We start from the raw sequence: 18,844 nt of genomic DNA, 5'->3' as shown, positions 1-18,844 counted from the left end.
TCTATTCAAACGTCGCTATGGCAATTTTATATATAATCGAGCATTAAGATTATCTCGCTCCGCTAAAAATACTTTACAGAGTTTGGAAAAAATGTTTATTTTTTAATTTTTCATTTACATATTATTCAGAATAAAGTATAATATATTTAAATCATGCCCCATAACGATTTACTCGTTTAAATCGCATGATACCATGACTTCTATTAACATTCTACTGCCTAATCTGTTCACAGTTCTACCCCAGAACTGCATCAACAGATAAAAGCCAGTTCAAATTGATTTACAGGTAAAACTGTAGTCTATTTGGATTGGCTTTTTTATTTTTCAAGGAAAGGAGTGAAAGTATGGCTGGCGCATTAAAACATATAAAGATTCTTGATTTATCTCGTGTCCTTGCAGGTCCCTATTGCACCATGATCCTCGGAGACATGGGAGCTGACGTTATAAAAGTAGAGGCTCCTGGCGGAAGTGATGAGACACGTAAATGGGGGCCTCCCTTCAAGAGTAATGTAAGCGCTTATTACTTATGTGCCAATCGAAATAAAAAGAGTATTACGTTGAATTTAAAAACTGAAGAAGGGGTTGCTGCTATTAAGGAACTAATAAAAGAGAGCGATGTAGTAATTAACAATTTTAAAACTGGTACTATGAAGCGATTAGGGCTTGACTATGACACACTTGCCAAAGTTAACCCGGCTATCGTATTTTGCTCCATAACTGGCTTTGGTGAAACAGGACCTTATAAAGATATGCCTGGCTATGATTTCATTATTCAAGCGATGAGCGGATTAATGAGTATAACTGGAGATAAGGAATCAGGTCCGCAAAAAATGGGGATAGCCATTACAGATATATTAACAGGCTTATATGCTTGTATTGGTATTCAAGGCGCCCTACTTGAAAGAACTGTATCTGGAAAAGGGCAAAAGCTCGATATCTCTCTTTACGATTCCGCTGTTAGCTCATTGGTAAATATCGGTAGTAATTATTTGATGTCCGAAGAAGTTCCTCAACCTTTAGGAAATCACCACGCAAACATTGTTCCATACCAAACGTTTAAAACATTGGACGGCGAAATGGTAATTGCTATTGGAAATGATACTCAATTTAAAGCATTCTGTTCTATTCTAAAAAAAGACGAATACAGTATGGATGACCGATTTCAAACAAACCCGGATCGCGTTGCCAATCGCGAGGTCCTAGTACCTTTACTACAGGAGGTACTCTTAACAAATACAACAGCACACTGGAAGCAGGAATGCCAGAAAAACAATATTCCATGTGGTCCTATCCAAAATTTAAAGGAAGTGGTAAAAGATCCACAACTCCAAGCAAGAAATATGTTCATAGATTGTAACCATCCCACCGCAGGGAAAGTCAAGATGATTGGAAGTCCGCTGAAATTCTCCAGGACTCCTGTATCAGTTAGGCATTATCCGCCAGATGCAGGCGAACATAATGAAGCTATTGTCGATAATCTTAAAGCCAAAACCAATAAAAAGTAAGGAGAGATTTACATGGATTTTAATTTTTCCGAAGAACAAGTGATGTTAAGAAAAACAGTGAGAGATTTTACAGATAAAGAAATTATGCCATATATTGGCCATTGGGACAGGGAAGGTAAATTTGATCCTGCCATATTAACAAAGCTAGCCAACCTTGGTTTAATGGGTGTTTGTATTCCAGAAGAATATGGCGGCAGTGGAATGGATTATAATTCCCTGGCTATTGTTTGTGAGGAGTTGGAACGAGGAGATACCGCTTTTCGTACCGCCGTCTCTGTACACACTGGTTTAAACAGCATGACTTTATTGCAATGGGGCACGGAGGAACAGAAGCAAAAATATCTCGTTTCACAAGCAAAAGGCGAGAAAATTGGTGCATTTGGTTTAACAGAACCAGCTGCTGGATCAGACGTTTCGGCATTACAATCAACAGCACAAAAGCAAGGAGATTATTATATTTTAAATGGACAAAAAACCTGGATCTCTCTTTGTGATACCGCAGATCATTTTTTAGTTTTTGCCTATACCGGAGATCGAACAGAGAAGCATAAAGCGATTTCTGCATTTATTGTTGAACGTACATGGGATGGATTTTCCTCCAAAGCAACTAAAGGTAAATTGGGCATCCGAGCCGGAAATACAGGAGAATTATTTTTTGAAAATGTAAGAGTCCCTAAAGAAAATCTCCTTGGTAAAGAAGGAGAAGGTTTTAAAATAGCAATGGCCGCTCTTGATAACGGTCGTTTCACAGTAGCAGCCGGCGCTGTCGGACAAATCATGCATGTTTGGAAGCCAGTGTGAAGTATTGCCAAGAAAGAGAGACTTTTGGAAAATCAATTGGAAAACACCAATTGGTCCAACAAATGATTGCTAATATGGAAGCAGGTCTGCAAATGAGCAGACTACTTGTTTATCGAGCAGGAGAACTCAAGAATGACGGAAAGCGAAATACGAGAGAGACTTCACTAGCAAAGTGGCAGGCATGTGATTTCGCCAATAAAGCTGCAGATGATGCTGTTCAGATTCATGGAGCTTACGGGTTTTCTGATGAATACCCTGTGGAACGATATTTGCGTAATTCCAAGGCCCCTGTTATTTATGAAGGGACACGAGAAATTCATACTGTAATGCAAGCAGAGTATGTGTTAGGTTATCGAAAAGATAAAGAGCTTAATCGAATGCTTCCTGCATGGGACCAATCCCAATTAATCAAATAAAAATTGTGCGTGCGACTAGTTTCTTAAAAGGGAGGCAGATTCATGATTACTAATTTCACAAAAAGTATTTTTATTAATGGAGAGTGGAGAGAAACAGGTTCTAAGGGAACAAATGAGATTTACAATCCAGCCACAATCGAACGCCTGACAGAGGTTGCAAATGGGGGAAAAGCTGAAACGGTAGAAGCAATCACATCCGCTTCCGAAGCGTTTCCTGACTGGAGTGAAAGAACAGGACGCGAGAGATCCCGGATACTCTATAAAGCATACCAGCTCATGATGGAGGATGCTGATCGTTTGGGGGAAATTTTAACACGTGAACAAGGAAAACCATTAAATGAGGCTGTAGGAGAAGTAAAAGGTGCTGCTAACTTTCTATTATGGTATGCGGAAGAAGCAAGCCGGGGATACGGTGAATGGATCCCCTCTTCTTCAAAAGAAAAACGATTGCTTGTCATTCCCCAGGCAGTTGGCGTGGTAGGTGCTATTACTCCATGGAATTTCCCATCTTCAATGATAACAAGAAAACTTGCACCTGCATTGGCTGCGGGTTGCACGGTAGTCCTGAAGCCCGCCCCGGAAACACCATTATCCGCTATCGAGATAATAAAAATATTCGAACGAGCAGGAATGCCTCCGGGTGTTGTTAATCTCGTGACTGGAGATGCAGAAGAAATCGGCAATGCATTACTTGTTGATAAGCGTGTCCGATTAATTACTTTCACAGGTTCTACAGAAATAGGTAAATATTTAATGAGAGAAAGTGCAGCAAATGTGAAGAAACTGTCCTTAGAGCTTGGCGGCCATGCTCCAAGCATTGTATTTGAAGACGCAGATATTGATAAAGCAACCACCCTTGTACTTGGGAGCAAATTCAGAAATAACGGGCAAACCTGTATTTGTACAAATCGATTATATGTCCATGAGTCGATTAAAACGTCTTTCACCAATTTGTTGAAGGAAAAAGCTTTAAAAATGAAAATTGGCTACGGAATGGAAAACGGGGTAGAACTGGGTCCACTAATTAATAGGGCAGCATTAGAGAAAGTAGGTTCACATGTGGAGGACGCTATTTTAAAAGGCAGTGAGATTATATGTGGGGGTAAGGCGTGGAATAGCAATTTAAATGGGCATTTCTATGAACCTACCATTCTTTCTAACGTGGAAGATGACATGAAAGTGATGAATGAAGAAACTTTTGGTCCAGTCATTCCTATTCAGTTCTTTACAGATGAGGCAGAAGTTCTTCAGAAGGCGAATAACACCGATTACGGCTTAGCTGCCTACATTTTCACAGAAAACACAAACCGTGCTATCCGGGTTTCCGAGAAATTAGACTATGGCATCGTTGGTGTAAATGACGTATTTCCTGCAGTCCCAGAAGCTCCATTTGGTGGGATAAAGCAATCTGGAATTGGCAAAGAAGGCGGGCACCATGGCATGGATGAATTTTTGGAGAAAAAATTTATCTCAATTGGAATGTCTTAAATAGAAAAAGCACAAGTGTCTGTTTAGCAAACTTACTAAATTTTAGCAGCGCCCCTATAATGGGTGTGCTGCTATTTTAAAAAATTATACCTGGCTTTCTTATTTGATATGTGGTGTCTCTCATTTGAATGGCCGTGTCTCTCATTTGGGACGCGGTTCTCTCATTTGAATGGCTGTGTCTCTCATACGGGACGCGGTTCTCTCATTTGAATGGCTGTGTCTCTCATATGGAACGCGGTTCTCTCATTTGAATGGCTGTGTCTCTCATTTGGGACGTGGTTCTCTCATTTGGATGGCTCTGGCTCTCATACGGGACGCGGTTCTCTCATTTGGCTAGCTCTGTCTCTCATATAGAAATTCACTCGTCGATCTGCTTATAGCTTTTATATTGCTTATACAAATCCTTTAAAGCGGAAGCTAATGCATTTCCAGCTTTTCCAAGGTAGCGAGCTTTAATTTCATCAACAGGCTTCTCGATTCCATCCTGTAGACTATATCCTCTGAGCAGGTGTTGAATAAAGTTTTTTCCATGTTCTGTTGCGAGTGTACAGTTTGCAGCTACAATTACTCCATATTTTTGATCTATTTCTGCTGTAATTGTCAGTGTTTCATAAATGCTTTTGGCTGCCATTCCTGATGGCAGGCGGGCATGCCCTGCAATAAAAACTGTATTCATATCCGCTCCTCCTTATCCTTTCCGGTAACCCAATTCCTCTGATATATATACAGCTGTTTGCGATGCTTTTTCTTTTAATTTATTTAAATTCTCACCTTCAAAATGGCTGGATAATCCACTAACCGCTAATGCGGCAATTACCTTATTGCTATAATCATAAATAGGATAGGAAATTCCAGTCGTATCTGCATCCTGTTCACCAATGCTATAAGAATAGCCCGTGTTCCTTATTGTTCTCAATTCTTCTCTAAGTTTTTCTACTGAAATTGGTTTATTTGTAATTGAACCAAGCTCTGATTTGCTTAGAATTTCGTCTTGTTTCTCTTTAGGTAAAAACGCCAATAAAAGCTTCGGACCAGATCCAGTATGTAATGGTGAACTTTTTCCAATCCGTGTGTATAATCGAAGTGCTCGGGTGCTTTCCACCTTTTCAATATAGGTAGCTTCCGAGCCATTTACAATAACTAAATGGATTACCTCATTAATTTCTTCAGCAAGCTGTTTCATAAATGGGAGAGCAATTCCTCTAACCTCTAAATTGTCAGAAACGAGTTGTCCTAATTCCAACAACTTCAAGCCTAAACGATATTTACTATCATGTTCTGTTTCCTTTGTCTTGTAGAGAAATCCGCTCACTTCCAATGCTGTTAACATTCGATAGGCAGTTGGTTTAGGTAATCGTGAGCGATCAGCTATGTCCTTTAATGTTAATTCCGGGTTTTCCTCTGTAAACAAGTCCAATAGTTTTAGTGCTTTGATTACACTTTGATTCATTATTAATCTCCTTGCTGTCATAATTAAATCGTAGAATAAAAGAAAAGGTCCCCCTACCTTTCGTAGTAGAGGGTTAACTATTTAATATATAATTATAAAATAATTTTTCTTTACATGCTAACTCTCGTCTTTTCCAGTTGTTCTGTTTCTATAATATTTACGCCCCGTTTAGCCATTTCTTTAATATATACTGCACCCGGCACGCATTTTTCCGGAGGGAAGACACCTTTTTTTGCGATCGTTCCATTTCCTATCATCTGTGCCACAACTGAAATCGTATTGGCAGTTGCGCGAGCCATTGCTGTAACCTGTGTATTACGATCTTTATATGTTGTCATTTCATATTGATATGTTGCCGGCATGCCCGTCTTTTCTCCTGAAATAACAGTGCGAAGCAATACAGCGTCATCTTTCTCGCCAAGTTCCACAATCGGATCAAGTACTTTTAATAATACTTCCCGTGGGTTTACCCTCTGACCTTTTACATCTACTTCATAATCCATACGAGTCAGATTCAAGTCGACAAGGAGCTTAAATTTCTGTGCATGGCCGGGATAGCGTATCGTTTTATATTCCAATGTTTCCAACTCCGGATAAGATATAGAAAGTGTTGATGTACCGCCGGAAGTATGAAAGGCTTCAAGAGGTCCAAACTTTTCAAAATGGATGGCCTCCACTTCACTCAATGAAGGTATTTCCTGTTTTATCCCATTTCGAATAATAAGAGAGGGATCTGTATAATGGTCAAACACACCTTCCATGGAGAATACATGATTATACTCTAATGGGGGTTCCGGGCGAACGGGAATACCTCCCACAAATAACTTAATGGAATCCAATTTTTCCAGTTTGCTTGCCCCATATCCTGATAAAATATTTATCATACCAGGCGCAACTCCGAGATCTGGGATTAAAGTTACCCCTGCTGTCTCAGCATCTTCCTTCATTGCAAGCACTTTGTCTGTCATATGACCAATATGCCCCCCAGATCCACAGAGTTAACACCTACCTGTATAGCTGTCCGTGCAACAATTTCATTAAATGAATAAAACAGTGCATTGATAATCACGTCAAACTGACGCATATAATTGGCTAGCTCCTGCTCACTACTCGCATTCACTTGATATGCAGTTAACTTAGAAGAATTCAGTTGGTCACATACTTGTTGGGCCCTTGATAAATCAATATCTGCCAGACCTACTGCTGCCACACCTTCACTTGCTGCTAGATCCCGTGCTGCTTCCTTTCCCATTAAACCAGATCCTAATACACCTATTTTCATCCAACCACTCCCTGCAAAGAATAATATTTATAGAAATATATCTTTCAACAGCTTTTTTAACTCGTCGCCTCGTTATTATTCCACGTCAATTTGAGCACGTTGCAGCTTTCCACTGTAATCGACATAGACTGCTTTCCATTCCGTGAACACATCCAGCGCCTGTACTCCAGAATCACGATGTCCATTTCCAGTACCTTTTGTGCCACCAAATGGAAGGTGAATTTCCGCTCCAGTTGTTCCCGCATTAACGTAAACAATTCCCGTATCTAAATCACGTTGTGCTTTAAACACTCTATTTACATCCCCTGTGAAAATAGAACTGGATAGACCGTACGTAACCCCATTATTCACTTCTATTGCTTCTTCAAAGCTTTTAACCGGAATAAGAGATACGACAGGACCAAAGATCTCCTCTTGTGCTATTCTCATATCTGCGGTAGCATCCGTAAATAACGTAGGAGCAAAATAATTCCCTGCACGTTGCTCACCGTCGGTTATTTCATAGCCACCTGCCAACAATTTGGCCCCTTCATTCTTACCGATTTCAATATAGCTTTTTATCTTATCCAAGCCAGCTTTATTAATAATCGGGCCAACCTTATTGGATTCATCTAAGCCATTCCCAATAGTTAATTTTTCCATGGAAGCAAGCAATCGTTCTTCCAACGTTTCTTTTACTTTTTCATGTACGATAACTCGGCTGCATGCTGTACAACGTTGGCCACTTGTGCCAAATGCGCTCCATAGAATTCCTTCTACAGCCAAATCGATATCAGCGTCGTCCATTACAATTACCGCGTTTTTTCCACCCATTTCAAGAGATACCTTCTTTAACTGCTTCCCACATTCACCTGCTATATTACGACCTGTATCATTTGACCCTGTGAAGGATATAACACGTATGTCGTCATGATGCACCATTGCATCTCCTACGGTCGACCCTTTGCCAAAGACAACGTTAATAATACCTTTAGGTAGCCCAGCCTCTTCAAAAATCTTAGCCAATTCATATGCCATAATCGGAGTCTCCGTTGCAGGCTTCCAAACTACTGCATTCCCCGCAACAATTGCCGGGAATGACTTCCATGTAGCAATCGCAATTGGAAAATTCCATGGGGTGATAATACCTACAACACCTACTGGACAACGCTGGCTCATCGCAAATTTATCTTTTAACTCTGCTGGTGTTGTTTGACCGAATAAGCGGCGTCCTTCTCCTGCCATGTAAAAAGCCATATCGATTCCCTCTTGAACTTCGCCACGTGCTTCTTCGATTACTTTTCCATTTTCCATCGTTAAAAGCTGGGAAAGTCTTTCTTTACGCTCCTTCATAATATATCCAACCTGGTAAAGTACCTCTGCTCGCTGTGGTGCCGGAACCAATGCCCATTCCTTCTGCGCTTTTTTCGCTGCAGCTACTGCTTGTTCCACACTATCAGCTTCGGAAAGAGGAACCTGAACAACTTCTTCTCCTGTTGCCGGATTGATAACAGAAGTAGATTCATTTACTTCCACCCATTCACCATTAATGTAATTTGCTAGTTTTTCTGTTTGTAGTGATACTGTCTCCATGCTTATACCTCCTATAAATACTATTAAATTTAACTATTTCATTGCACGTTTACGTAGTTCAGTAATCGTGGATGAAACAGATATTTGCTCTTTTTCTGTTACAATTTCTATAAGTACCGGATTGAATCCTTGTAAAGCTTGCTCAAAAGCTGTTTCAAATTCTTCCAGCGTTGTTACTTTGAAGCCGCTCACACCCAAACTTTGAGCAAAGTCTACAAAGGAAACTTCCCCTAAATCTGTTGCCATTACCTTTCCCGGATAATGCATTTCCTGATGCATACGGATCGTACCATACATTTTATTATTAAATACGAGACATATGACAGGTATCTTGTATCTGACTGCTGTTTCCAGCTCCTGGCCAGTCATCATAAAACCTCCATCTCCAGACAGAGAAACAACCGTTTTCTCCGGGAAAGCAAGCTGTGCTCCAAGAGCTGCTGGCATCCCATAACCCATGGCTCCGGAGGTCGGACCTACATACGTATGTGCCTTTCGAAAAGGATAAAAGGCATGCAACCAGCCTGCAAAATTCCCTGCATCATTTGTCAATAATGCATCTTCAGGCAGTTTTTCTTTTAGTACGGCGATTATATTTTTATTAAGCACTTCTTCGGGTTTTTTTTCTAAATAACTAACTTCTTGGAATGCATTTCTTCGATGTTCCGCCCACTTTTTCCATTTCGTTTTGATCTCTATTATCATAAGTGCTTGTAATGCCTCATTAAGATCCGCCACCACCCCTATTTCCGGTGGATACACTTTTCCGAGAGTTTGAAAATCTATATCTATGTGTATAAGCTTTTTCTCGCTAGTTATAATGGAATAATCTTGGGTAGTTACTTCGGACAGCCTTGTTCCCAAAGCAATAATGACGTCAGCTTCAGCCACTGTATCAATTACTTCTTTTCCTGTACCCAGTCCCAGGTGACCTACATACAGGCTATGGTCATTTGGAAATACATCCTGCCTGCGAAAAGCAGCAATGACAGGTAGGGAGTATTTCTCAGCAAATTCTATTAATTTATTTTCCGCACGCGCCCCCTTTACTCCCCCTCCTGCGATAATAATTGGTTTCTCTGCAGCTTGTAATTCGCTCTCTATTTGTTTTATTTCAATCTGGGACGGAGCTGGCTTTGGAACTGGAGCAACTGGGCCAAATTGCATTTCAGCTTCTTTAACTAATACGTCTTCAGGCAGGGAAACGATCACCGGCCCGGGTCTTCCTGAATGAGCTATTCGAAATGCACGCTGGATAATTTCAGGAGTTCTTTCTGCATCAGTCAATTCTACCGACCACTTAGCAATCTCTTGAAAGTAGTTTTCCAGATTAACCTCCTGAAAACCTTCCCTCCCCCTGAATTTACTATGCACCTGCCCAAGAAAAACAACCATTGGTGTTGAGTCTTGGTATGCTGTGTGCACTCCAATAGATAGATTTGCTGCACCGACTCCTCTTGTGGCAAAGACAACTCCAGCCTTTAGTTTGGATTTAGCATACCCCTCTGCCATAAAGGAAGCTCCCCCCTCATGCCTTGCAGAGATAACTTGAATGGAAGGTTGGTCATACAATGCATCAAGCACAGGTAAATAACTTTCTCCTGGGACACAAAACACATTTTCTACCTCATGTCTTTTCAGGCATTCTACAATTGCTTGTGCTGCATTCATTCTCTTTATTTCTTTCAAGCCTTGCTCGCCCCCTTTTCCTTCCATTCCTTTAACCGAAGAATAACCTCTTCCAACCTTGATTCATCCACAGTTAAAGCAATTCGCACAAATCCTTCTCCTGATGGGCCAAAGGCCGTACCAGGTGTCAGGATAATCCCCAATTCTTCCAGCATTTGATCTGCAAACTTCATAGAAGTGTAGCCTTCGGGTACTTGCGCCCAAAGAAAGATCGTACCCTTAGGCTTTTCTGTATGAAGTCCTAATTCATTTAAGACAGGTTGCAGTTTTTCCATCCTTTTCTCATACACATTGTTATTAGCAGCAACAGTAGAAAAGTCACTTCGTAAAGCTTCTACTGCTGCCTTTTGAATGGGGATAAATTGGCATGTATCAATATTGCTCTTTAACGTGGCAAGCGCCTGAATAACTTCCTTATTCCCAACCACATAGCCAATCCTCCAACCAGTCATATTGAAGCTTTTGGAGAGAGAGCCAAATTCCACGGCAAAATTTTTCGCATTTGGAGCTTGCAGGATGCTGGGCGAACGGTAATTACCAAATGTAATGAGATCATAGGCGGCATCATTGACTACTAATAGGTTATACTTTTCAGCAAATGTAATCGCTTCCAAAAATACCGATGGATTTGCTGTAGCAGTTGTCGGATTACTTGGGTAATTTAAGAAAAGCAGTTTAGATTTTTCCGCGTCCTTTGATGATATTTTTTCAAACTGAGGTAAAAATCCATTTTCTTTTTTCAAAGGAAAGTGGATAACTTCTCCCCCTGCCAAATGAACAGCGTTACGATAGACCGGGTAACCAGGATCGGGAATTAGTACAGAGTCTCCAGGATTTATAACAGCTTGAACCAAATTAGCAATCCCTTCCTTTGACCCTATTAGCGCAAGCACTTCCGTTTCGGGATTTAGCCTCACATTGTATTGTTTTTTATAAAATGAGGCAACCGCTTCTTTAAATTCATCACATCCACTATAAGTGGAGTACCTATGGTTTGCGGGATATTTTGCTTCCTCAATTAACTTTTCATAAACAAATGGTGGTGCAGCTAAGTCAGGTGCTCCTATTCCAAGATCAATTACGTCCATACCTTCTTCTTGAAGCTTTTTCTTTTTTGCCTGAAACTCTGAGAACAAGTACGGAGGTAAACTCATTACCTTCTCTGAAACAAAGCTCATTTCCCATCCCCCTGCATTTCATTTATTAAAACGTTGTTTCATATATTTAACATTAGTATAGCTTATTATTTAAAAATTTACAATATACTGATCTAAACTCGTGCAAATGGCCTAGTTATTTTGCTATTGGCTCTTCTGCTATCTCATCTTTAATCACAGGTTTCTTTAAAGTAACAAAGAAGATTGTCAGGCCAGCCAGCACTGTAATTAAACCTACAACTACACTTCCAGTAAATCCAAGCGCCAGATATCCAGCCCCCGTAATTACTGCTGCAACAATTGCGTAAGGCATTTGTGTAGTAACATGGTCAATGTGATGACAACTGGAACCTGTAGAAGAAAGAATTGTTGTATCAGAAATCGGTGAACAATGGTCTCCAAATACCGCACCAGCAAGAACCGCAGCCATCATTGGCATAATTAATGCAGGGTCTGTTACAGCGGCAATTTGTCCAGCAATCGGTAATAATATTCCAAATGCTCCCCAGGAAGTACCTGTTGAGAATGCAATGAATCCTGCCATAACAAAAACAATTAAGGGAAGCAGAGCCAAATTAAGATTAGCCTCTTCAACAATGCCTGCCAAGTAAGTCCCTGTGCCGAGCTGATCAATTAAAGCAACAATTGCCCACGCAAAAATTAAAATAGTAAAGCCTGGGAGCATTGACTTTGCGCCTTCTTTTACACCTTCACCGAATTGCTTTCCTGTCAGCTTCTTTGCACGATAGTGACGACTAAACAATAGAAAAGTAGCTGCTAGACCTATAAGCCCACCGTAAAAGAGGGCAACAGACACATCCGCACTTCCAAAAATGTTGATAAGGGTCGCTTCACCCTCAACCGCACCAAGGCCATTTATATATATGGAACCAAGTGTTGCTACAAATAAAATTGCAATTGGTAATAATAAGTCGCTAACTCTTCCTATCTCACTTTCAGGTAGTTTAGATTCAGCATCCAACTTTTCTTTATTTGATGGATCGAGTACTTCACCTGTCTCCATAGCACGTTGCTCATGAATTTTCATTGGTCCGAAATCTGCTTGTTTCAAGGCGATTACCAGCACGACACCCAAAGCTGCCCATACATAAAAATTCATTGGAATCATTTGTAGGAAAGCGCCAAAAGCTGTATGCTCTGTAATCTGTTGTGTTGTAAAAATGGTACCAATAATGCCAATAATATATGCTCCCCAGCTTGAAATTGGGGCAACAACACAAATTGGTGCTGCAGTAGAATCTACAATATACGCAAGCTTCGCACGAGAAACGCGATGTTTATCCGTCACCGGCTTAGCTATTTGTCCTACTGTTAAGCTGTTGAAATAATCATCCACAAATATAATAATTCCCAACACCATTGTCATAATTTGCGCACCAGCGCGTGTCTTTACCCGTGAAATCATCCAATTCGCAAAAGCCTGTGTTCCACCCATCATACTTACAAAGGCAGTAAGTATTCCAAGCATTAGTACGAATAGTAAAATATAAATGTTCCATGTGTTTAGAGCTCCGTCTGCGATAAATACCCCTTTAAATGACTCCCATACAAGCAATAGTGATTCCATAATATTAAAACTTCCTATAAAGAAAGCTGCAGCAACTATACCTACTCCAAGTGACAGTAAAACTCTTTTTGTGAGTAAAACCATGACAATTGCCAATAACGGGGGTACCAAGGACCATATAGTGTTTTCCATAAAAAAACCCTCCTTTACAATTTATCAATCCTTACTAAATTGCTAAGCTACTGTGTTTCAGTTATAACGAATGATGTTCCAAGTTTACCGGAAAAAAATCACCCCCCTTTATTTGTAATCGCTTTCATAATCGGATTATTTATACTATTCTACTTTATTTCAAAAAAACCTTTTTTATACGAAAATATACGTAAACGCGCTCGTAAATAACTGATTTATTTACCAGAAACACAATACAGCATAAACGTGATATACTAGAAAGAAATTTTCATCACTAGATATACTTGGAGAGGAAGACGCATTATGCAAGAGAAGAAACAAGATCAATGGGCTTCTAAGCTGGGCTTTATTCTATCTTCAGCTGGAGCTGCTATCGGACTTGGAGCAATTTGGAAATTCCCATACATGACAGGGATGAATGGTGGCGGAGCATTTTTCCTTTTATTTATTGCTTTTACAGTTATCATTGGTCTTCCCATTTTAATCGCCGAATTCATTATCGGCCGTGGTGCACAAAAGGAAGCTGTCACTGCATACAAAGTACTGTCACCGAAGTCAAACTGGAGCTTTATCGGGAAGTGGGGAGTTGCAGGAGCGTTTCTGCTCATGTCCTTTTACTGTGTTGTAGGTGGTTGGGTGCTCACCTATAGCGTTTTATCCATCCCAGGATTAATTATTAAAGAAGGGGCAGATTATCCAGCCTTATTTGAAACAATTACTGGCAGTCCATTAATAACTCTTATTGGGTTTGCATTGTTTTTACTTATTAACGTTGTAGTGGTATCTTTCGGTATCAAAGACGGGATTGAAAAATCGAGTAAAATTCTCATGCCGTTACTATTTATCTTTTTTATCATTTTGGTTATCCGTTCACTAACGTTCGAAGGTGCAATGGAAGGCTTACGTTTCTTCCTTCAGCCTGATTTTTCCAAGCTAAATGCTTCTAACGTACTTTATGCATTGGGGCAGTCCTTCTTTTCATTGGCAGTAGGTATTTCCGTTATGGTAACTTACAGCTCTTATTTACGAAAAGATGTTAGTTTACCTATGTCTGCAGCTTCGGTATCGGTAATGAATATTTTTGTATCCCTACTTGCAGGGTTGGCCATCTTTCCCGTTGTTTTTGCCTTCGGTTTAGAACCTGCTGAAGGGCCTGGTCTACTATTCATTGTGTTACCGGAAGCATTTGCACAAATGCCCTTTGGGGAAGTGTTTTTAAGTTTATTTCTATTGTTATTTTTATTCGCTGTACTAACTTCTTCCTTTAGCATGCTTGAGATTATCACTTCAGCGTTTACCGAAAATAAAAATCGATCTCGAAAAAAGGTAGCTGCATTTGCAGGAATACTCGTATTTATCGCAGGTATCCCTGCAGCTTTATCATCCAGCAATTTAGCTGATTTTAAAATTTTCGGTCTTACTGTTTTTGACGCTTCTGATTTCCTTGTCAGTAACATCATGTTGCCTGGAGGATGCTTATTTATTGCTATTTTTATTGGATACAAAATGGAGCATGCTGTCATGCAAAAAGAGTTCTCCTATGGAAACCACTTATCTCCATCGGTATATAAAGTTTGGTTTCAATTAATGCGCTGGTTAGTACCTGTTACAATTATTGTCGTATTTCTTGGGTCACTTGGGCTTTTTTAGGGAAGTCTAAAAGTAAATAGTGTTGGAGGTGTTTGTTTGACCAGAAAAATTGTTATTATTGGCGGAGTTGGCGGGGGCGCTACCGTCGCCGCCCAGCTTCGCAGAGAGGATGCAGAATCAGAGATTATCGTACTCGACAAAGGAAGTCACATTGCTTTTTCCAACTGCGGAATGCCTTACCATATCGGTGGTCTGGTGAAAAATCGGGATGACATTCTCTACTCAACAGAACAGTTCCGTAAAAAATACAAAGTTACCGTACATACGAATACAGAAGTTAAAGCTATTAATCGAAGTACACAGCGTATTTATTATCAAGCCGCTTTGGATGCTGGTGAGTTAGGCTTTGATAAACTTATTTTGGCTCCAGGAGCTTCTGCAATCATTCCTAATATAGAGGGATTAAATCCGCAGCGCACCTTTCCGTTACACACTATATCCGATATGGATAACATTTCTGATTTTATAGAAACAAAAAAACCTCAATCTGTTGCAATTGTCGGAGCCGGGTTCGTAGGATTAGAAATGGTGGAAAATCTACGTGAACGAGGTTTGAAATGTACGATTATTGACCGGTCTTCGCAAGCCATAAAAATTATTGATGAGGATCTTGCTGCAATCGTAGAAAATCATTTAAATGATAAAGGAGTTCAAATCTTACTTGATGATGGCCTTGCTTCTTGTTCCAATGACGGTAAAACATTGCATCTAAACAGCGGCAGAAAAGTGGAAGCAGATCTCATCATAATGGCAGTGGGAATTAAACCAAACACTGAATTGGCAATTGACGCTGATCTAAAAATAGGTACCACGGGTGCTATAGCAGTGAATGAATATATGCAGACATCTGACCCAAACATATATGCTTTAGGAGATGTGGTTGAAGCTCCTGATACAGTAACAGGTACCCCTAGACATGTCGCATTAGCATGGCCTGCACACAGACAGGCATATATTATCGCCAGGCATTTGACCGGTGCAACTGCTTCATTTAACGGTACACAAGGCTCCGCTATTCTAAAGGTATTTGATTTAACGGTTGGAGCAACAGGCTTAATAGCCATAAACTAAAAGAACTTGGTATGGATTTTCAAACCGCTTCATTGGAGACAATGTCTAATGCTAGCTATTATCCTGGTGCTGAAAAATTATGGATTAAAGTATTATTTGATGAAGCGCATGGACGTATTTACGGGGCTCAAGCGGTAGGTTATGCAGGTGTAGATAAACGACTTGCCGTGTTGGCAACTGCACTAAAAGCAGGTCTAACCGTAGCTGATCTACCAGAATTGGAGCTTGCTTATGCTCCCCCTTACTCAAGCCCAAAGGACCCGATTAATATACTGGGATATAAAGCAGCAGCGATGTTAAAAAGCCTTTAATACCCAAATTAAAACACACCTCCACTAGTTTAGTCGTAAGTTAAACTAATAGAGGTGTGTTTTACAGTAGATATATACTATAAAGAGGATTTTACTGTGCCGTTATCAAATAATGATTCTGCAGGGGATTATTTCGCTCTACTGCTGATTAATTTCACCTGCAGCAGGTACATAATTAATATAATGCTATCTTTCTAAAAGGACTATTTTCTACTATTAGTTGCTGTTTGAAGCCATGCTTTTATTCTTGAAATTTCTTCTTTAAAATAGGCTGTCTCTTCTTCTGTTGCATATTTATTTCCATATCTGACATTTTGATAGATTTTTAATTGGGAGGTGTTAAGTTCAAGACGCTCCAGCCATTCTTCAATTGTTTCATACTTCAACCTTCCATAACCTTTTTCAAATGCTAGTTCTTCCAGTTCCATTACTTGCTTACGTATTTCGTTATCAACTCCATCCTTTTTTGGAATCACTTCGGGTCATTCTGTTTTTGGTCTCCCTCTTTTCTACAGGAGATTGGCTAACAGAACCTTCTGCTTCTACTACTTCCAGCTTTTTTGACATATGCTTCTTTTTTAAAAAGAAAAAAAGCAGAATAAGTAAGCTTGCAACAAACACGCTTAACAACCACCAACTAGAGAAAGAATCGGTTATCGCTTGGTCAACCTTATCCTCGTTATCTGATCTTGGGATTTCATCAGGCATTTCCATTTTTACATTATTGGTATTATTAGAAGTGATCATCTCTCTTATTCCTTCTATTTCCAGTGGGCTTACATCAATTAAATAAGCAATACCTTTAGCAAAAATCATTAATAATTGAGCCACACTACTCCAGAGGAAGCCCGTTGCCGGTTGAATCACATCATATAAGAGATAAAGTAATATACCACCAATAAGCATGCTTGCTATCGTAAAGCCAATAAATTTCAATTGATGGTAACCGTTCCTGCCATGAGAAATATTACTGACCATATACCCTGCAATCAAGACAACGAGAAACGTGAGAGCTATCCAAATCAATTGTTCATCATACATCCAATAAATATCAAAAATAAAGATAGAGAGCATAACAACTATCAATACTTTTTGATTTTTTGCATCAGCTTCTTCATCATGCACAATCTGCCGCCAAACGAGAAATATAGTTAGTAGAATCACCAAAAATGTTGATATCCCGTAGACCAACAAAAATATAATAAGTAGGGAAATAAACATGATTGCATATAAACTGAAATTTCTAACCCATCTTTGAACCACAGCATGCAAGAGCAAGGAGTTAATAATGATAGATATATATAAACCCCATAGGGAATGGAGGTATTTGTCACAATAAGAATAGGGTGAAGGAAAAAGTAAAAAAGCAAATACTCTGAAATCAATTGATAATACAGTACTATAAGTTCATTTTGCTTTATCATATTTCTCTCCACCTTTTTGTAAAGGCCCGATATGAGCCCCAGCCTTTCCATTATTCACATGAAATACTTGCTTTTGACCTTTTGCCCATTTCTCGTAAAAATAATTAGTGTATTCTTCTGCTTCCCCAATTAATATAAGCAGGCGAGATCCACTGGTTTGTGAATCCAATATACGATAAATTCTGTTCATCGTTAATAGTGGCCCATTATCCTCAAATCTTGCTAAAAATTCCAGAATGCTTTTTAAATGCTCTCGTCCTTCGCCCAATGGTAAATGATATGGACGATGGTTCAAAACTGCAGAATTAATATAGATCTCCACGGGAAATCCCTGTTGAATAAGGTAACGACTAATGTACGCAGCTTGAGATAGAAAACGCTCTAATTGTTCATTATTATATAAATTACCTAATGGACTTATTTTTGCTATATTAATTATAATCGACCAGGAGAGGTTTTTGACCGGCTCTAACTCCTTTGTCTGCAGTTCTTGTTTTCTTGCTGTAGCTTTCCAGTGAATCTTATTAAACGGATCTGAAGAAATATAATCCCTTGTTCCCCTTGTTAAAACCATATCTTCAAATGGCGAAAAACGGCTTTGCTGCTCCCCAAGTATGGAAGAAGAAATTTCTTTTAATCCGACTACTGTTTCCAATTTCGGATATACAATAATTTCAGTTTGGTATCTCTCACAGTATTTTAAATAGATTAATCTGAAATCAAATATGTGGGGAAATCTAACCTGTATATTTTCCAATCGCGCTACCCCGCGTTGCACGGTGTGAAATGAAAAAATGAACTTCTTTTCTTTTTTCCCTCCTAGAGAAAATGAATACTTATACTGATTTTTCCCCAGCTGCTTACGAAATAAATTTTTATTGTTTCTAATATTTTCGTCTGAAGCGAATGTAAGTTGGCTATTAAAATATGGAATAAAAAAGTGATTAGTAAATTTAATCTCCAGTTCTGCTTCTTCTCCTTCGAATAGCCGAATCGTGTGTTTTTGGTTTGTAAGCTCCAGACCTTGACCAATCCGCTTAGAATATTGCCATAATAATATAATATATATACCTATAAACCCTGCAAGAATAAATGTTAAGGGGTTACCCCAAATCATACCGCCAATCATTATTGCTATCATTAAAGTGAATAAAATTTCAACTGTATTAGTAGATTCTCCCGTATTCTCTATCTTCCATTTCATAAATTTGCCCCTTTACAAGCTGTTATTTTCCATTATCAGTCAATTTCATTGTAGTTTCAATTGTTTTATTAATATTTTGCGTTTATCCTATGTGAGCTTTTGTA

At 39.4% G+C, this 18,844-nt stretch carries 14 protein-coding genes and 2 pseudogenes; 6 read left to right on the top strand and 10 right to left on the bottom strand.

Annotated elements, in window-relative coordinates; translation table 11 throughout:
• Window positions 1–344 precede the first annotated feature (344 nt).
• The 3 genes and pseudogenes from JCM12304_RS10305 to JCM12304_RS10295 all read left to right on the top strand — a co-directional run bounded on the left by JCM12304_RS10305 (window position 345) and on the right by JCM12304_RS10295 (window position 4,210).
• Window positions 345–1,505, top strand: a complete 1,161-nt coding sequence (locus tag JCM12304_RS10305; RefSeq protein WP_060680211.1) for a CaiB/BaiF CoA transferase family protein — start codon at window positions 345–347, stop codon at window positions 1,503–1,505.
• Between the two features lie 12 nt (window positions 1,506–1,517).
• Window positions 1,518–2,722 (top strand): annotated as a pseudogene (locus tag JCM12304_RS10300) (acyl-CoA dehydrogenase family protein).
• 42 nt (window positions 2,723–2,764) lie between these two features.
• Entirely contained in the window at window positions 2,765–4,210 is a 1,446-nt protein-coding gene (locus tag JCM12304_RS10295) for an NAD-dependent succinate-semialdehyde dehydrogenase (protein ID WP_060680209.1), read from the top strand.
• A gap of 358 nt (window positions 4,211–4,568) precedes the next feature.
• Here JCM12304_RS10295 and JCM12304_RS10290 read toward each other — a convergent pair whose 3' ends face one another.
• The 7 genes and pseudogenes from JCM12304_RS10290 to JCM12304_RS10260 form a co-directional block, all read right to left on the bottom strand.
• Window positions 4,569–4,886 (bottom strand): DUF3870 domain-containing protein, encoded by a 318-nt coding sequence (locus JCM12304_RS10290; RefSeq protein ID WP_060680207.1) that lies wholly within the window; start codon window positions 4,884–4,886, stop codon window positions 4,569–4,571.
• Window positions 4,887–4,898: 12 nt separating this feature from the next.
• On the bottom strand, window positions 4,899–5,660 hold the full coding sequence (locus JCM12304_RS10285; protein WP_060680205.1) for an IclR family transcriptional regulator: 762 nt from the start codon (window positions 5,658–5,660) through the stop codon (window positions 4,899–4,901).
• A 110-nt stretch (window positions 5,661–5,770) separates the two neighbouring features.
• Window positions 5,771–6,942: pseudogene (locus JCM12304_RS10280) on the bottom strand (saccharopine dehydrogenase family protein).
• Window positions 6,943–7,017: 75 nt separating this feature from the next.
• Window positions 7,018–8,514, bottom strand: coding sequence for an aldehyde dehydrogenase family protein (locus JCM12304_RS10275; protein ID WP_060680203.1), 1,497 nt, complete (start codon window positions 8,512–8,514; stop codon window positions 7,018–7,020).
• 33 nt (window positions 8,515–8,547) lie between these two features.
• On the bottom strand, window positions 8,548–10,230 hold the full coding sequence (locus JCM12304_RS10270; protein ID WP_172675281.1) for a thiamine pyrophosphate-dependent enzyme: 1,683 nt from the start codon (window positions 10,228–10,230) through the stop codon (window positions 8,548–8,550).
• Entirely contained in the window at window positions 10,200–11,381 is a 1,182-nt protein-coding gene (locus JCM12304_RS10265; protein WP_019376904.1) for an aminotransferase class I/II-fold pyridoxal phosphate-dependent enzyme, read from the bottom strand. The genes JCM12304_RS10270 and JCM12304_RS10265 overlap by 31 nt, the downstream gene beginning before the upstream one ends.
• A 115-nt stretch (window positions 11,382–11,496) precedes the next feature.
• Window positions 11,497–13,080 (bottom strand): Na+/H+ antiporter NhaC family protein, encoded by a 1,584-nt coding sequence (locus JCM12304_RS10260; protein WP_019376905.1) that lies wholly within the window; start codon window positions 13,078–13,080, stop codon window positions 11,497–11,499.
• A gap of 303 nt (window positions 13,081–13,383) precedes the next feature.
• Here JCM12304_RS10260 and JCM12304_RS10255 point away from each other — a divergent pair, with 303 nt between their 5' ends.
• From JCM12304_RS10255 to JCM12304_RS20070, 3 genes are read left to right on the top strand one after another with little or no spacing between them, the layout of a single operon-like run.
• Window positions 13,384–14,730 (top strand): sodium-dependent transporter, encoded by a 1,347-nt coding sequence (locus JCM12304_RS10255; protein ID WP_019376906.1) that lies wholly within the window; start codon window positions 13,384–13,386, stop codon window positions 14,728–14,730.
• A 36-nt stretch (window positions 14,731–14,766) separates the two neighbouring features.
• A complete protein-coding gene (locus tag JCM12304_RS10250) occupies window positions 14,767–15,801 on the top strand; it encodes an NAD(P)/FAD-dependent oxidoreductase (RefSeq protein ID WP_256200812.1) in 1,035 nt (344 codons plus the stop codon).
• 11 nt (window positions 15,802–15,812) lie between these two features.
• Window positions 15,813–16,112 (top strand): oxidoreductase dimerization domain-containing protein, encoded by a 300-nt coding sequence (locus JCM12304_RS20070; RefSeq protein WP_256200811.1) that lies wholly within the window; start codon window positions 15,813–15,815, stop codon window positions 16,110–16,112.
• A 203-nt stretch (window positions 16,113–16,315) separates the two neighbouring features.
• Here JCM12304_RS20070 and JCM12304_RS10245 read toward each other — a convergent pair whose 3' ends face one another.
• From JCM12304_RS10245 to JCM12304_RS10235, 3 genes are all read right to left on the bottom strand, one after another.
• On the bottom strand, window positions 16,316–16,588 hold the full coding sequence (locus tag JCM12304_RS10245) for a hypothetical protein (RefSeq protein ID WP_060680201.1): 273 nt from the start codon (window positions 16,586–16,588) through the stop codon (window positions 16,316–16,318).
• Window positions 16,563–17,237: a hypothetical protein gene (locus JCM12304_RS10240; RefSeq protein WP_060680199.1), complete on the bottom strand. Its 675-nt coding sequence runs from the start codon at window positions 17,235–17,237 to the stop codon at window positions 16,563–16,565. The genes JCM12304_RS10245 and JCM12304_RS10240 overlap by 26 nt, the downstream gene beginning before the upstream one ends.
• 282 nt (window positions 17,238–17,519) lie before the next feature.
• Window positions 17,520–18,740, bottom strand: a complete 1,221-nt coding sequence (locus JCM12304_RS10235; protein ID WP_060680197.1) for a DUF58 domain-containing protein — start codon at window positions 18,738–18,740, stop codon at window positions 17,520–17,522.
• Window positions 18,741–18,844: the final 104 nt, after the last annotated feature.

Source organism: Virgibacillus halodenitrificans JCM 12304 (assembly GCF_001310895.1).
In the GTDB taxonomy this organism is placed as follows: Bacteria; Bacillota; Bacilli; order Bacillales; family Amphibacillaceae; genus Virgibacillus_Q; species Virgibacillus_Q halodenitrificans.
The sequence above is the reverse complement of the archived record's forward strand: the minus strand, read 5'-3'. Positions and strand labels throughout refer to the sequence as shown.

Excerpts from the sequence above, each read along its gene's own strand:
- JCM12304_RS10305 (WP_060680211.1), top strand. The coding sequence starts at position 345 with ATGGCTGGCGCATTAAAACATATAAAGATTCTTGATTTATCTCGTGTC.
- JCM12304_RS10295 (WP_060680209.1), top strand. The coding sequence starts at position 2,765 with ATGATTACTAATTTCACAAAAAGTATTTTTATTAATGGAGAGTGGAGA.
- JCM12304_RS10290 (WP_060680207.1), bottom strand. The coding sequence starts at position 4,886 with ATGAATACAGTTTTTATTGCAGGGCATGCCCGCCTGCCATCAGGAATG.
- JCM12304_RS10285 (WP_060680205.1), bottom strand. The coding sequence starts at position 5,660 with ATGAATCAAAGTGTAATCAAAGCACTAAAACTATTGGACTTGTTTACA.
- JCM12304_RS10275 (WP_060680203.1), bottom strand. The coding sequence starts at position 8,514 with ATGGAGACAGTATCACTACAAACAGAAAAACTAGCAAATTACATTAAT.
- JCM12304_RS10270 (WP_172675281.1), bottom strand. The coding sequence starts at position 10,230 with ATGGAAGGAAAAGGGGGCGAGCAAGGCTTGAAAGAAATAAAGAGAATG.
- JCM12304_RS10265 (WP_019376904.1), bottom strand. The coding sequence starts at position 11,381 with ATGAGCTTTGTTTCAGAGAAGGTAATGAGTTTACCTCCGTACTTGTTC.
- JCM12304_RS10260 (WP_019376905.1), bottom strand. The coding sequence starts at position 13,080 with ATGGAAAACACTATATGGTCCTTGGTACCCCCGTTATTGGCAATTGTC.
- JCM12304_RS10255 (WP_019376906.1), top strand. The coding sequence starts at position 13,384 with ATGCAAGAGAAGAAACAAGATCAATGGGCTTCTAAGCTGGGCTTTATT.
- JCM12304_RS20070 (WP_256200811.1), top strand. The coding sequence starts at position 15,813 with ATGGATTTTCAAACCGCTTCATTGGAGACAATGTCTAATGCTAGCTAT.
- JCM12304_RS10235 (WP_060680197.1), bottom strand. The coding sequence starts at position 18,740 with ATGAAATGGAAGATAGAGAATACGGGAGAATCTACTAATACAGTTGAA.